Source organism: Paenibacillus spongiae, from assembly GCF_024734895.1.
Taxonomy (GTDB): domain Bacteria; phylum Bacillota; class Bacilli; order Paenibacillales; family Paenibacillaceae; genus Paenibacillus_Z; species Paenibacillus_Z spongiae.
Genome location: NZ_CP091430.1, coordinates 764,958 through 779,461 on the forward strand (window position 1 = coordinate 764,958; position 14,504 = coordinate 779,461).

General features: G+C 53.9%; 10 protein-coding genes. 8 read left to right on the forward strand and 2 right to left on the reverse strand.

Annotation, left to right across the window (positions count from 1 at the left end):
• The first annotated feature begins 204 nt into the window (after positions 1-204).
• The 3 genes from L1F29_RS03405 to L1F29_RS03415 all read left to right on the forward strand — a co-directional run bounded on the left by L1F29_RS03405 (position 205) and on the right by L1F29_RS03415 (position 3,297).
• Positions 205-1,293, forward strand: a complete 1,089-nt coding sequence (locus tag L1F29_RS03405) for a DUF3048 domain-containing protein (RefSeq protein ID WP_258386992.1) — start codon at positions 205-207, stop codon at positions 1,291-1,293.
• A gap of 376 nt (positions 1,294-1,669) precedes the next feature.
• The gene (locus L1F29_RS03410; protein ID WP_258386993.1) at positions 1,670-2,281 is read left to right on the forward strand and encodes a DUF47 domain-containing protein; all 612 of its coding nucleotides are present in this window, start codon (positions 1,670-1,672) and stop codon (positions 2,279-2,281) included.
• A 20-nt stretch (positions 2,282-2,301) separates the two neighbouring features.
• On the forward strand, positions 2,302-3,297 hold the full coding sequence (locus L1F29_RS03415) for an inorganic phosphate transporter (protein ID WP_258386994.1): 996 nt from the start codon (positions 2,302-2,304) through the stop codon (positions 3,295-3,297).
• A gap of 292 nt (positions 3,298-3,589) precedes the next feature.
• Here the strand turns inward: L1F29_RS03415 and L1F29_RS03420 are convergent, their stop codons facing one another.
• Both L1F29_RS03420 and L1F29_RS03425 read right to left on the reverse strand, forming a co-directional pair.
• A complete protein-coding gene (locus tag L1F29_RS03420) occupies positions 3,590-3,802 on the reverse strand; it encodes a hypothetical protein (protein WP_258386995.1) in 213 nt (70 codons plus the stop codon).
• Between the two features lie 723 nt (positions 3,803-4,525).
• Positions 4,526-5,041, reverse strand: coding sequence for a hypothetical protein (locus L1F29_RS03425; protein WP_258386996.1), 516 nt, complete (start codon positions 5,039-5,041; stop codon positions 4,526-4,528).
• Positions 5,042-5,745: 704 nt separating this feature from the next.
• Between L1F29_RS03425 and L1F29_RS03430 the strand changes: the two genes are divergently transcribed.
• The 5 genes from L1F29_RS03430 to L1F29_RS03450 all read left to right on the forward strand — a co-directional run bounded on the left by L1F29_RS03430 (position 5,746) and on the right by L1F29_RS03450 (position 14,453).
• Positions 5,746-6,036, forward strand: a complete 291-nt coding sequence (locus L1F29_RS03430) for a YerC/YecD family TrpR-related protein (protein WP_204820683.1) — start codon at positions 5,746-5,748, stop codon at positions 6,034-6,036.
• 4 nt (positions 6,037-6,040) lie between these two features.
• Positions 6,041-6,940 (forward strand): sirohydrochlorin chelatase, encoded by a 900-nt coding sequence (locus L1F29_RS03435; protein WP_258386997.1) that lies wholly within the window; start codon positions 6,041-6,043, stop codon positions 6,938-6,940.
• Positions 6,941-7,079: 139 nt separating this feature from the next.
• Entirely contained in the window at positions 7,080-7,994 is a 915-nt protein-coding gene (locus L1F29_RS03440) for a diacylglycerol kinase (RefSeq protein ID WP_258386998.1), read from the forward strand.
• Positions 7,995-8,083: 89 nt separating this feature from the next.
• Positions 8,084-9,595, forward strand: a complete 1,512-nt coding sequence (rlmD, locus tag L1F29_RS03445) for a 23S rRNA (uracil(1939)-C(5))-methyltransferase RlmD (RefSeq protein WP_258389595.1) — start codon at positions 8,084-8,086, stop codon at positions 9,593-9,595.
• A 691-nt stretch (positions 9,596-10,286) separates the two neighbouring features.
• Positions 10,287-14,453: an AAA family ATPase gene (locus tag L1F29_RS03450; protein WP_258386999.1), complete on the forward strand. Its 4,167-nt coding sequence runs from the start codon at positions 10,287-10,289 to the stop codon at positions 14,451-14,453.
• Positions 14,454-14,504: the final 51 nt, after the last annotated feature.

Consider the following 14,504-nt stretch of genomic DNA (forward strand, 5'->3'; position numbering starts at 1 on the left):
CCGCACACTTGACCCCCGGTAACTTTATGTAGGGAGCAAGAGGTGCGGGCTTTTTTATTGCCGTATTCTGCGAACGCGGACGCAGCAGTTACGTGCGTTCTGTAAGGTTCATCGCGAACAGCGGCAGACAAGCCGGCCTTGTATATGGTTTAATATGGTTAGGACAACGTTCGAATTCATAGAGAAAAGGTGGAAATAACGCGCATGAAGGAAACAAGCCGCAAAAGGCTGCGCATAACGGCAGCACTTGGCTTCGCAATTCTGCTGCTCGCGGTCCTGCTGGGCGGGTGCAGCGGCAAGGAGCAGCCGGAGCAGCCTGTGGAAGACGTAATCGCACCTCCGGCCGAACCAGCTCCGGAAGAGGATGACGGCATCGTCGTTCCGGCCGAGCCGGCATTCACCGCACCGTTAACCGGGCTGAAGCAGGACACGGCGGCAGATAAACGGGCTGTTGCCGTCATGATCAATAATATGTCGAAGGCGCGGCCGCAATCGGGTTTGCCTCATGCCGACATGGTCTGGGAAGTGCTGGCCGAGGGCGGAATTACGCGGCTGGTGGCGATTTTTCAAAGCGATTCATTCACCGATACCATCGGACCGATCCGCAGCATACGGCCGTATTTAATTGAATTGGGAGAAACATACGGGGGGCTGCTTGCCCACGCTGGAGGCAGTCCGGACGCTTATGCGATCCTTCAGAAGCAGAAGAAGCCGTATCTCGACGAGATTACGAATGCGGGCGGCTATTTCTGGCGGGACAAATCCCGCAAAGCTCCGCATAATCTGTATTCCAGCCTGGAGAAGCTGCGGCAGGGAGCGGACAAGAAGAAGTATGATTCGGATACGCCGGTTCCGGCTTACCCATTCTCGGACGAGGGAGCGACGGCAGGCGGATCGCCTGCAGCGCAGGTAGGCATTTCCTTCCTTCTGAAAAATTACAAGGTTTCATACGCGTACAATCCTGCGACACGCCTCTATGAGCGCTCGATCAACGGCAAGCCGCACACGGATCTGACAACGGAGAAGCAGCTGACGACGACGAACATTGTCGTGCTGGGGGCCAAGCATACCGTATATGACGATATCGGCCGACTCAAGGTGGATCTGGAATCGGGCGGTCCGGCGATGCTCATACAGCTCGGCCAAGCGGTCGAATGTACGTGGGAACGAAGCGGCGACGGGGTTATCCGCATCATGAAGGACGGCAAAGAGCTGCCGTTCGTTCCAGGCAAGACGTATTATCATATCGTGCCGATGACGCCTTCGTTTGCGGAGCACATTACAGTCAGCTAGCAGCTGAGGCAGGGGATTTGCATCGGGAGCAGCGAGCGTCCGGCATTAATAGCATAAGATGATCCAGGACCGTCCGGCAATGAAAGCCGGGCGGTTTATTTGTGCCAGGAATGGTGTAATACCGTGTAGATAATGGGAAATAATTGCAAGAAAAGCGCGATATTTAAATTATTTATACGAGGGTTAAAATCAGCGATTACAGAAAACACTAAAAGATGACAAGGGAATTCACGGCGAAATTTTGAAAATAATTTTGAAAAAATCGCAATTCCTTTACAATACGTTAACAAAAGGCAGTTATACTATGGTAAGATATTGTCGGTTTATGTACATGGTACGGCAATGCTAATCTTGCGCGAGGGTGAAGGGGATAACAATGTTTAAGAAAAAAGACATTTTTTTTACGACGCTTGAATCGATGTCGGACACAATGCTGGAAGCAGTGGAGTACTTTGCAAAGAACGTTTCGAATCTTAAGGATGTAACGCAATTTGCTAAGGATATGAAAGAGTATGAAAGCAAATGCGATCGCCATGTACATACGATTATTACCGAGTTGAACAAGACATTCATTACGCCGATCGAGCGCGACGATATCATGAAGCTTACGACGTCACTCGACGATGTGCTGGACGGCATTGAAGCATGCGCATCCCGCTTCGAGATGTATCACATTCAGGAGCATGACGAGTATATCACGTTGTTCGCCGATATCCTGGTGCGCAGCGCGCAGCAAATCAAGAAAGCGATCTACCTGCTTACCGAGAAGAAGCTGCTGGCGATCCGCGAGCCGGCTATTCACATTAACGAGCTGGAGAACCAGGCCGACGACTTGCTCCGCGTGTGCGTCAAGAGCCTATTCGCGAACGTCAAGGATCCGATTGAATTGATCAAACGGAAAGAAATATACGAGCGGCTGGAGCAGACGACCGACTACTGCGAAGACGTGGCCAACACACTTGAAACAATCATTATGCGCAACAGTTAAGGAGCAGGTGGACCACGGTCATGGATATATATATTTTAGTTGGTATCACTATTTTTCTGGCGCTTGCATTCGACTTTATTAATGGGTTCCACGACACGGCCAATGCGATTGCGACTTCGGTCTCGACGCGTGCGCTGTCGCCGCGAATGGCGATCATCATAGCATCGTCGATGAACTTTATCGGCGCGATGATGTTTACCGGCGTGGCGAAGACGATCGGCGGAAGTGTCGCTGACCCGTCGAAGCTGGAACACGGCGTTGAGATCGTTATCGCCGCGCTTCTGGGGGCGATTATTTGGAACCTTATTACCTGGTGGTTCGGTATCCCTTCTTCATCCTCCCATGCGCTCATTGGCGCCCTTGCAGGCGCGGTTATCAGTTCGGAAGGACTAGACGGCATCAATGCCGCAGGGTTCACGAGTATTGTTAAGGCGCTTATCTTTTCGCCGCTTATTGCATTCTCCATCGGTTTTATCGTGATGTGGATATTCAAGAAGATATTCGCCAATTCCAGCCCGCATCAGATTAATAAGCATTTCCGCAAAGGTCAAATCGTGACCGCGGCATTCCAAGCGTTCACGCACGGCACGAACGATGCGCAGAAGGCGATGGGGATTATGACATTCGCCCTCGTCGCTGCGGGCCTGCAGGATACGCTGGATGTACCGCTCTGGGTCAAGATTTCCGCGGCAACGGCGATGGCGCTCGGTACCTCGGTCGGCGGCTGGAAGATCATCAAGACGATGGGGACGAAAATTTTCAAAATCGATCCGGTCAACGGTTTCGCCGCGGATATTTCTTCGGCTTCCGTTATTCTGACCTCCACCTTGATCCATCTGCCCGTTAGTACGACGCATGTTATTACATCGTCTATTCTCGGGGTAGGCAGCGCGAAGCGTTTCTCTGCCGTCAAGTGGGGGTTGGCCGGCAAAATCGTCATATCCTGGATCATCACGATTCCGATAACAGGGCTCCTCGCAATGATCATCTACCGCATTTTGATGGTTTTCATGTAAGCAATCGTTTGGATAGCAGGCAGTGCTGCTTGACGGCGGTCTTCGGATCGTCGGATGGCGGCGCTGCTTTTTTGGCATCATGCAGAACAAGGCTTGCCGTCTGACCTCCAGCTGGGTGGGGCTGTAAAGACGGGCGTGTGGAGCGAGGCCGAGTGGGGCTGTAAAGCCCTAAAAGGGCGTTACAGCCTAGGTCCGCGCCGGGGGGTGAGGCTGTAAGGCCGTATACGGACTTACAGCTAGTGTCGGGCGTGCAGAGCGAGGCGGAGTGGGGCTGTAAAGCCGAAAAAGGGCGTTACAGCCTAGGTCCGCCGTTCCGAAAATCCGCTGCCTCATACTCCGGATGCAGATGTTCTAACTCTCTGAATGCGGGGAGCCACACCTTTTCAACAAAAACATTCTCAGCATGACCGTGACCTTCCGCCAGCCTTCGCTTCCTCTCGCCCCTCCGTTTTCTCGTATGCCCATCCAACCATTGCTCGTACAAAAACTGAAACTCCGCCACCATATCGAACCTCTCCTCCCTCCAGATAACGAAAAAACCGCTGCATCCGAAAACAGAGCATGTTTTCGAACCAGCGGCGTGTGCTTCACGACTTAGAAGCTGTGATAGGGAAGCTGTTAATGGCTTTTGCTAGTTAGTTTCAAAATGGTTTTCTCTAAATAGCGGGGTCCGGCTTTTCACTACCTCAGCTGAGGGTTGTCAGTTGCAAGTAAGATGTGTTGTGCGTTTTGGAGGGAGGAGTCGCGTCGTGAAAACAATACGATTAGTCCAAAAAGAAGCCATAGGGCACTATGTGCAGCATGTAATGTTAACCGGATTAAATTCCACGGTTATCGAATCCGCACCTATAAAAACGTGGACCGCAGGATGCGAATACCATGGTCCACGACATTAATGGTTCATTGCGTAAACTTTAGGCGAACGTTATTTGATACCCGCCCAGGCAATCTCGCTTACTTCTCTCCGGCGTCCGCCAAATTCAAAAGATGTCTCCAAGGCGTCGAACGTATCGGTTCGGATGGCATAGAGGGGATCGGTGCAGTCGCCTCTGTAACCAATATAGCGGACAAAAGAAAATCCGCAAGAAAATGGTCCGTTCGGCTTAGATGCTGGAAGTCGGAGCGCGAAGCAGCCACTACGGGCAGAGCTCATTCCAAACGCATCGCAGCCCCTGCGGTGGAAGCCCAGTCTTCCCTTGCCGCGGGGGCTGCAGCGTACATTTCGCGATTAACGTTTGCGCTTGCGCTTGCGAGATCTGCCGGAGCTTGCGCCCGAGCCTTTGGTGGTGCGGCGGCGGCGTCTCCTGCGCTTGGGCAGCGACAGGCCGGCGTCGCCGTCGTCGGAAGCCGTGGCGGCTGAGCCCTTCTTGAGTGAGCCGGCGAGCAATTTAATGAGAGGGGCCATCTGCTGGACGCTGCCGACGACCTTCTGGACCTTGGTCATGGTCGTGAGGATCCCGTCGAGCCCTCCCATACGATCGACAATGCCTTGTAAATCTTTTAAGCTGCCGCCCAAATTGGCAAGCGAGAATCCCCCGCCTTTGGCCGATGCGGCCTTCGGGATGACCTCGGTTGTCGGCTGCAGGGCAAATTGAGGCATATTCGACTCCATTGCCGGATTGAAGGGTATAAGAGGACCTCCCATTCCCCCGTTAAAGAACGGATCAGGTATGCCCGGAAATTGGTGCTGTCCCCCGAACGGTTGTTGAAAGCCGCTGACGGACGGATCGTTGCGGTACTTCACGCGGATCACAACCTTCATTCGTTTTGTTTATAGTGTATGGGATACGGGACTATAAGGATTGGACGGATGCCCGGTTCACGGGCTATTTTCCGCAGATGGGGGTGTCGGACCGGAGGATGGCCGGGTTTGTTCCGATAGGGCGATTCGGTCGATGATAGGGCGAACGGTGTGTCGCGGGGGGAGAAACGGGTAATGATAGGAGTACGAGAGAATCGTCATGACGGACAAGAGGCAGAAGTGAAGAAGTAGGTTCATACTGATGCAAAGGTCAAAGCCAAACGGCTGGGAAGAGCCTGGGAAGAGCCTGGGAAGAGTTCGGAGCCTAAGGTACGTGACGATCGCGAAATCGGAAGGCTTAGAGCCGTTTCCATAAGCGATAGCGAATCGATACATAGACGGAAAATGCGGCCGCAGCAAGCAGACCGATGATTTTTATGATCATGATATCCCCTCCTTTCGTAAAGTGTACCATAATTTTCTAGGCATATGAAAAAGATTATTCGTGCCGCCAATTACGTGTATAAGGGAGTTGAGTTTGATCCGCAGATCGTAATTTCTGCAGTGCAGGGAATCTCGCAAGAGTGTGATCGGCATGCAGCGAATGTTTAGGGGCATTCTTCTCTTCGGTACAGCGGTAATGCTTGATAAGTAACCAGAAAGCCGCTACAATCAGACTATTAGTTCTAATAGGGGTGACCTGACCAATGCAGCTCAAGAAGCTCAACGATAAAACGATTGACCAGCTGTTCGAGGCTGTACTGACGCTGAAGACGGTTGAGGAATGCTATATTTTCTTTGATGATTTATGTACCGTGAACGAGATTCAATCGCTCTCGCAGCGGTTGGAAGTAGCGCGCATGCTGGGCAAGGGAAGTACATACAATCAGATCGAAGCGGAGACGGGTGCCAGCACGGCGACGATCTCCCGGGTGAAGCGCTGCTTGAATTACGGCAACGACGGGTACAAAATGGCGCTGGAGCGCTCAGGACGCTAATCGGATGAAGCCGGGCATTCTAGTCATCAGCCACGGCTCGCGCGAAGCGGGTTGGGTGCAGCTTGTCGACGATGCGGTCAAGACAGCCGCAGCTTTGCTTGAATCGCGCTTCACGATTGGCGTGAGCGAGACAGTTCAGCCGGCCGCGGCAGGCAGCCGATCATCAGCTGGCGACGGTACGGAGCTTCCGGAGGGGGCTCCGGTGCCGGTCGTGTCGGCTTTTCTGGAGATCGTCGAAGGCCGGCTGATACAAGACGGGATCGATCAATTGGAAGCGGAAGGCGTCACGGAGCTGTACGTCCTTCCGCTCTTTGTGTCGTCCGGCAGCACGCATGTCGACGACATCGGGCAGGCGTTCGGCCTGCCGCCGGTGACCGGGGAGCGCGAAGGAGAGCTTGCCCGATTCCGTGTTGCAGCGGACATGCGGGTGCATGTCGGCCAACCGATCGACGACGATCCGGATATCGCGGAGCTGCTGCTCTCGAATATCCGCGAGCTGTCGGCGGAGCCGGAGCGGGAGATGCTGCTGCTCATCGCGCATGGCTCGCGTGAAGCGGTTTTCCATGAGCGCTGGCGCCGAGGGATGAAGCGATTGGCGGAGCGGATGAAGACGCTGGGCGGCTTCGCCCGGGCGGACATCGCGATGCTGCTGCCGAATCAGGCGGCATGCAAGCTGGGCGCTTTGCAGAAGAAGCGGCAGGACAAGGAAGTCATTGTCGTGCCTTTGTTTTTGAGCAGCGGTTATTTTACACAGACTGTCATCCCGAAGCGTCTCGAAGGCTTCACCTACCGCTATAATGGGCGGGCGATGCTGCCGCATCCGATTGTAGCGCGATGGATGGTAAAGCAAATCCGTCGGTGGCTGGACAGACTGGGCGCACATAGACTGGGAACAAGTGGGTAATGATGTAGAAATGGGATAGGCGGGTTCAACCGCCCGGCGGCAAGCAACAGTTGTGTAATGAACAGCCGTGCGGGAAGCACTGAAGTAGAATCAGGCGAGCTGCTAGAAGCGGTTGAAGGGGCCCTGGAGGTGCCAATCAATGTCGATCAAACGAGCAAGGTTAATCTATAACCCGACATCTGGACGTGAAGAGATTAAGCGGCGTCTGCCGGATATTCTGCAGAAGCTGGACCGGGGCGGCATCGAAACCAGCTGTCACGCGACGGAGAGCGAAGGCGACGCGACGATAGCGGCTGCCGAAGCCGCGGACCGGGGATTCGACCTGATCATCGCGGCGGGCGGAGACGGCACGCTGTATGAGGTCATTAACGGATTGGCGGATAAGCAGTCGAGGCCGCCTCTGGGCATTCTGCCGCTGGGAACGACGAATGATTTTGCCCGGGCGCTGGGTATCCCGAAGCATTGGGAGTATGCGTGCGAACTCATTACGCAGCAATATACGCAGACGATTGATCTCGGGCAGGCGAACCAGCGGTATTTCATCAATATTGCCGGTGGCGGCTCGCTGACGGAGCTGACGTACGAGGTGCCGAGCAAGCTGAAGACGATGATCGGACAGCTCGCCTACTATATGAAGGGTCTGGAGAAAATGACCCGGCTGCGTCCGACCGAGCTTCGGATCGTCGCGGACGGGTTCGGCGAAATTCACGAGGAGATCATGCTGTTCCTCATCTGCAACAGCAACTCGGTTGGCGGCTTCGAACGGCTTGCGCCGGATGCCAGCCTGAGTGACGGACTATTCGATGTCGTTGTGCTCCGCAAGTGCAACCTGGCGGAATTTATCCGGCTTGCGTCGCTTGCGCTGCGCGGGGAGCATCTGAACGACCCGCATGTGATTCATTTTCAGACGAAGCAGCTTCAAGTGACGACGCCTGGATATGTCCAGCTCAATCTGGACGGGGAATACGGCGGCACGCTGCCGTGTACGTTCACGATGCTGCCGTCGCATCTGCAGATTTTCGTGGATGAAGCGGGGCAGTCGACATATCGGTAGTCAGTGTGAAATATAAGGCAGGTTAAGGCATCCTGCCGGGTAAACTCCGGCCGGATAGATGAGTGAGACACAGAAAGCGAGAAAGAGCGATGAGTGTACCGGTAAGCAAGAATGATGAAGTCATCGTCGACATTGTCGGCTTAACGCATGAGGGAGAGGGGGTAGGCCGCGTAGACGGCTTTACCCTCTTTGTTCAGGGCGCGCTTCCTGGCGAACAGGTGCGGGCTAAGGTTCTGAAGGTAAAGAAGCAGTATGGCTACGCCAAACTGCTGGAACTAGTGGCAGCAAGCGGCGACCGCGTCGAAGCGCCTTGCCCGATCTACAAGCAATGCGGCGGCTGTCAGCTGCAGCATATGGATTATGCCGCCCAGCTGCGCTGGAAGCGGCAGCATGTGGTGGACAACCTGGAGCGGATCGGGAAGATCCGGGTCGCGGGTGGCGAGCCGGCAGAGGAGGACGAGGCTGGCAGCAATGCTCAAGCAGGGCGCGTTGAGACGACGGGAGTCGTGGTGCATCCTACCATCGGGATGGACGAGCCTTGGCGTTACCGGAACAAGGCCCAGGTACCGATGGGCATGGGGATGGGAAGCAGCAGCGGACCGGCGGCGTCTGAGACGATTGGGGCCGCGGGTGCGGCGCAGCTGATTGGCGGCTTCTACGCGCGCGGCAGCCACCGCATCATCGATATGGATGCATGCCTGATCCAGCATGAGCGCAACGACGAGGTGGTTGCGCGCATCAAGGCCATCGGCCGCGAGCTCGGTATTACCGCGTATGACGAAGAGACGGGCCGCGGCTTGCTGCGCCATGTGATGACCCGAGTCGGGTTCATTACCGGCGAGACGATGGTGGTGCTGATCACGAACGGCCAGCGTATTCCGCAGGTTGAGCGCTGGGTCGAGCGCATCCGCCAGAGCGTGCCGGGCGTGACGAGCATCGTGCAGAACGTGAACACGCGCAAGACGAATGTGATCTTCGGCGATGTGACGCGTGTCCTGTGGGGCAGCGAAGTGATCTATGACGAACTCGATGGGATCCGCTTCGCGATCTCGGCGAGATCGTTCTACCAGGTGAACCCGCTGCAAACGGTGGCCCTGTACCGCAAGGCGGTCGAATACGCGGAATTGACTGGGACGGAGAACGTCATCGATGCGTACTGCGGCATCGGCACGATTTCGCTATTGCTGGCGCGGCAGGCGGGGCATGTGTATGGCGTCGAGATCGTGCCGGAGGCGATCGAGGATGCTCGGCGCAATGCGGCGCTGAACGGAATCGCGAACGCGGATTTCGAGGCCGGCGCGGCCGAGGTTGTTATCCCGCGCTGGCGGAAGGAAGGCATCGTGCCCGACGTCATCGTCGTCGACCCGCCGCGCAAAGGCTGCGACGCCGAATTGCTGGAGACGATTCTGGCGATGAAGCCTAAGCGAGTCGTGTACGTGTCCTGTAATCCGTCGACGCTCGCCCGGGATCTGCGCGTCCTGGAGGACGGCGGGTATCGGACCGTCGAGGCGCAGCCGGTGGATATGTTCCCGCATACGGTTCATGTGGAGGCGGTAGTGTCGCTAGTGAGTGAGTATGGATTTAATGCCACATATACCTGAATATAATATCGTCTTCTTATACCCAAGTGGATATATCGCTTGGGTTTTTAGTTTCTTGAAAGACTCGGTTGTACCTTTGTAGGTTGTAATACAAGATCACGAATTCAGATTTATTGTGGTTAAAATACTTGCAGAATCATTCCTCGCAAGTTAAATAGTCAGAGCCAGATTGTTAATTAGGAGTTCAGCTTATTAAGATTAATCCCCAAATGTAATTCGGATTACGGAATATATATTGATTCTTATGTATGCTAATAACATAAGCTTTACTTATAATGAAGGAATGAGATTTTGAAAACTTTTTATCACAAGAAAGTTGGAGTAGATGTTAATACCCGAAGTATTTATTATTGTATATAATGCTAACGGTACACCGCATACGAATGAAGTATTGGTATACATTATGCTATATAGCATATTTAAGTAATAAATAAACAGCCGATTTGATCATAAGCGGATGTTTCCTCCTTTGGGGAAATGGATAATTCAACTTAGATAGGTGTGTATGGTTATTAGCTACAACAAGAAATTGAGAGATTATGTAGTAGATTCGCCTATGGAACTGAAGGATTTCATTTGTTTCTCTATTCTATTGACGGATCTGGTATACCGCGCACATCAACAGACTGCGGTAATCGGGTGCTTGAACCCCTCCAGCATAAGTATTCAACGGGATGGAAAGAAGGCGCACTTGTCTGCGAACATGGAATGGGATGAGGTCTATCAATCTCCCGAGCAGACAGGTCGTATCAATCGTGTGCCGGATGGTCGTAGCGATCTTTATAGTTTGGGTATCCTTTTTTATGAAATGCGGACAGGACAATTGCCGTTTCTTCCCGAAGACGGCGAGGAGTGGGCTGACGCGCATATTCGGATGATGCCCCTTCCTCTGTCCGAGATTCGACCGGAATGGGATGGACCGCTGCAAGCCATCATCTTGAAGCTGTTGGCCAAATCTCCCGATGAACGTTATCAAAGCGCATTCGGCTTGCTTGACGACTTGAAGCTTTGCGAGGAAATGCTGGAGAGCAGCGGCGAGTTGACGTCTTTGGAGATTGGCCGTATGGACACCATCCGCTCCTTTCACCTAACGGACACTTTGTACGGACGCAGCGCGGCAATCGAGCAGATGCAAGCCGGTCTTGAGCAAGCAGCGAACGGCTTGCCTGTGTTTCGGTGGGTTAGCGGAGCTGAGGGAATCGGAAAAACCGCCCTCGTTCAGAAGCTCCGGCAGGACATTGCCGAAAGAGGCGGCCGATTTATCGAGGGGAGGAGCGGACAGCTCCCTCCGGCAAAACCCTTCGAACCGCTGCTCCAAGCCTTGCGGCAGTGGATCCATCAGCTTTGGAGCGAACCGGAAGATGAGATCGCACGGCTGAAGGGAAGGCTGCAGGCCGAGTGTGGGCAAGAGGCGGAGACGATTGTTGCGGCATTGCCTGAGGCCAAGCCGTTGTTCGTAAGCCAGGCGGATGAGACGCTCGCGCCGGATGCGGATACCTGGAGACGGCTTGGCGAGCTGTTGCCGCTGCTGATTCGTTGTTTCGCGTATTGCAAGCCGCCGCTTGTTCTGTTTATGGATAATCTGCAAAGGGCCGACGAAGATACGGATGCTGTAATACGTGCACTTCTGCTAGGAGAAGCAATCCCTGGCTTGTTCCTGATTGGTGCCTTTCGGACTGAACTGGATTGTGAAGTGGATGTCAGTGACCGCAACCTCAAACTGGAAGTTCCCTGGCTTGCTGACAGGATACGCGCTTTTGCAGCGGAGCAGGTTGTTCTCCATCCGTTGGAATATGCGGATGTAAGACAGTATGTCGCCGATGCGATGCATGAAGATTCCGCTCGTATTCGCCTGCTGGCCAGATTCCTTTATGATCAGACGGGCGGTAACCCCCGTTCGATAGGCCTTTTACTGGAAGGATGGATACGGGAGAAGAAACTCTTCTTTGATGATAAGCAGCGGCAATGGATATGGGATACAGAAATCGTGCGGCAGATGAGCGACATAGAAGCCAATCGCGATCTGAGGGAGAAGGGGTTTGCCCAGCTCCCGGTTGAAACGAGAACGCTGCTGGCCATGGCCGCTGCCATCGGCCCCGCTTTTCGTCTGTCACTCCTTGCCGAAATAAGTGAATATGTACCTGAAATGACACTACGTTTGCTTCACGATGCAGAAGTGCAAGGAATCATCTGCTGGGAGGAGGAGACCGGGACCGAAGACGGGCAAGAGAGATTGTATATGTTCGTGCACGATCATCTGCATCAACTGGCGTATACATGCGATACGGATCGGAATCCCCAGAGGCATCTGAAGATTGGACGGCTGCTGCAGCGCCGTCAGTCGGAAGGCGGCTACGGCACCCTGTTGGAGATGGTCGATCATTTGAATCGGGGGATCGCGGGCATGTCCGCGCAAGAGATGAGGCAGCTGGCCGAGTATAACCTTGAGGCCGCAATGAGAGCTAATGATGACGGGCATTATTGGAAAGGAAAATCTTATGCGGAATCCGGTCTTCGGCTCATTGAGGAAGAAGCAAAAATCCAATCGGGGTCGCTATTATTACGGATTAAGAAAGCCTTAGTGCAGCTAGAGTATAGGAGCGGCAATAAAGAGCAGGCGAAGCAGCTGCTGCTGGACATGGATAAACGCGGCGGTAAGCTAAATCGGGCGGACCGTTCGCAGCTTTGGGAGGGACTGATTCAATTCCACACCTTCGATGAGAATGAAATATCGATAAGGTACGGTAAAGAAGCCTTGGCGGCCCATGGATGGAAGCTGAGAGAGAAGGTATCTAAGCTATCCATCATCAAGGAAGTGATGCATACCCGGCTCTTTCTGCATCAAAAGCGGGATAAGCTGAACGCCATCATGTCCAATCACGATGCGGAGTATGCCGCACTATGCGGCTATGTGGAGTGCCTGTTCTACCCGCTGCTTGTACACAATCCGGAGGCGCTTGTCTATTTGTACGCGAGGTTTATTCGTTACGGGATACGCAAAGGGGTAAATGAGTCGCTAATGGGTATTATATGGGGCTATGAGCTGTTGGTGCAGCGGATGTCACCGCGTTATGTTCAAGCAGATCCCCTCTTCGATACTCATTCCATCGGAAGCTCGGTTCTTGCCAACGCAAGGCTGCAGCATATTCTCGCCTATAAAAGAGGAATGGCCGAGCAATTGGATCATCCTATTGACGCCTCCATTTATTTGGGTCAAGCCTTGCGTCATGGTCTGGAGCTTGGAGAGATAGCCTTTGCCAATATAGCCATGATTACTTGTCTCATTACACACAGCAGAGATTTATATGTGTTATCCGACCTGTTAGATTACTTCGACGATCACATACGGCCCCACGCGAATGACAAGACGCTGGAATTGGTACGGATCGCCGGCAGTTATTTGGCGGCGCTTCAGGATGAATCTTTGCAAGCCGGATTCGTGGCGATTCCCGCACCTAGCAGCGGAGATCAGGCTTGGGATAGCGAAGACAATTACAGCTTTATCTGCAAGCTTGAGGTCGCTTATTTGTCAGGTAAGTATCGAGAGGCACTGTACTGGGCCAAGCGGGGTAGGGAGAACGAGCTGGCGGTGGATTTCGGGCGAGTCTGGAAGCATCGTTTGTATGAAGCATTGGCTTTAGCCGCTGTATATCCGGAGGCTGATGCAGTAGAACGCAAGCGGATACGGCAAACGATACGCCGGCAATTGCGATTGATGAAGATGAGGAAGGGGTTTCTCGGAGCAGATTCCTCTGCGTATCTGCTGATGAAAGCGGAAGGGTTGCGAATCGCAGGGGATGAGTGGGGCGCGCTGCACGGCTATACGGAGGCGGTTCAGCTGGCAAGAGCCGAGAAATACGGCTTAATGGAAGGGATCGCTTGCGAACGGCTTGCTTCCTATTATCAGAACGACATGTTAAGCCAATCGGGAGCAATGATCGCCGCGATGGATGCTTGTACCGCTTATTCTATTTGGGGGATCACCTCCAAGTTAACGCAAATCAGGCATAAGCATGCCGATCTGCTGCATTTGGCCGCGAAGACGTATGGAGGTCCGGTTCTGGAGGAGAAGCAGGAGAAGGTAGGCACGCCTTTGCAATTGGAGCATCCGCACGTTGGCGGAGAAATCCGCGCATCGGCAAACGGTGACGAGCTGCAGCAAATTCTCGATTGGCCGGGCACGCCGAACAAGGCCGACTGGCCGGTAAGCTTCCTGAAGGCTGCGATCCGCCAAGCGGGAGCCGATAGAGGGGCTGTGCTTCGTTGTCGGAATAACGGTTTTGACATTGCTTCAAGCTCAGGCTGGCATGACGGAGGGGGAGCCGATGCGTGCGCGGTGAGCGTGTTGCGTCATACCGTCATGACGCAGGAGCCGATCGTGCTTCAGGATGCGCTTCAAAGCCATTTCCTGCAAGATTGTTACATTCGGGAGCGGCGCCCGAGATCGCTCCTCGTCATGCCTGTTCCGGTTCCGGGGGAACGTTCTCCTGCTTTGTTGTATTTGGAGAACCGGCACGTGCCTGGCGTGTTTACAGAGCGCGACTTGAACGTGCTGCAGCTCCTCGCCACACGAATTATTTATTTCAGCATGCTGGTGGACGAAGCGGAGGTAGCGGATGCTCGTTCTCCAGCTTCACCTGGTACAGCCGAATCGGATCTGATCGAGCCATTGACAAGCCGGGAAGTCGAAGTGTTGGCAGCGATTGCCGAAGGGTTATCCAACAAAGATATTGCGGAACGGTTCGGCATTGCCGAAACGACGGTTAAGACGCATACGACCAGAATCTTCGGCAAGCTGGGCGCGAAGCGGCGAGGGCAGGCCGTTGTTCGAGCCAAAGAGCTGCAATTAATAGAGTAACAAGCCGGGAAGCGAGCCTTGTCGTTCGCTTTCTTCGTCTTTTTTTACCGT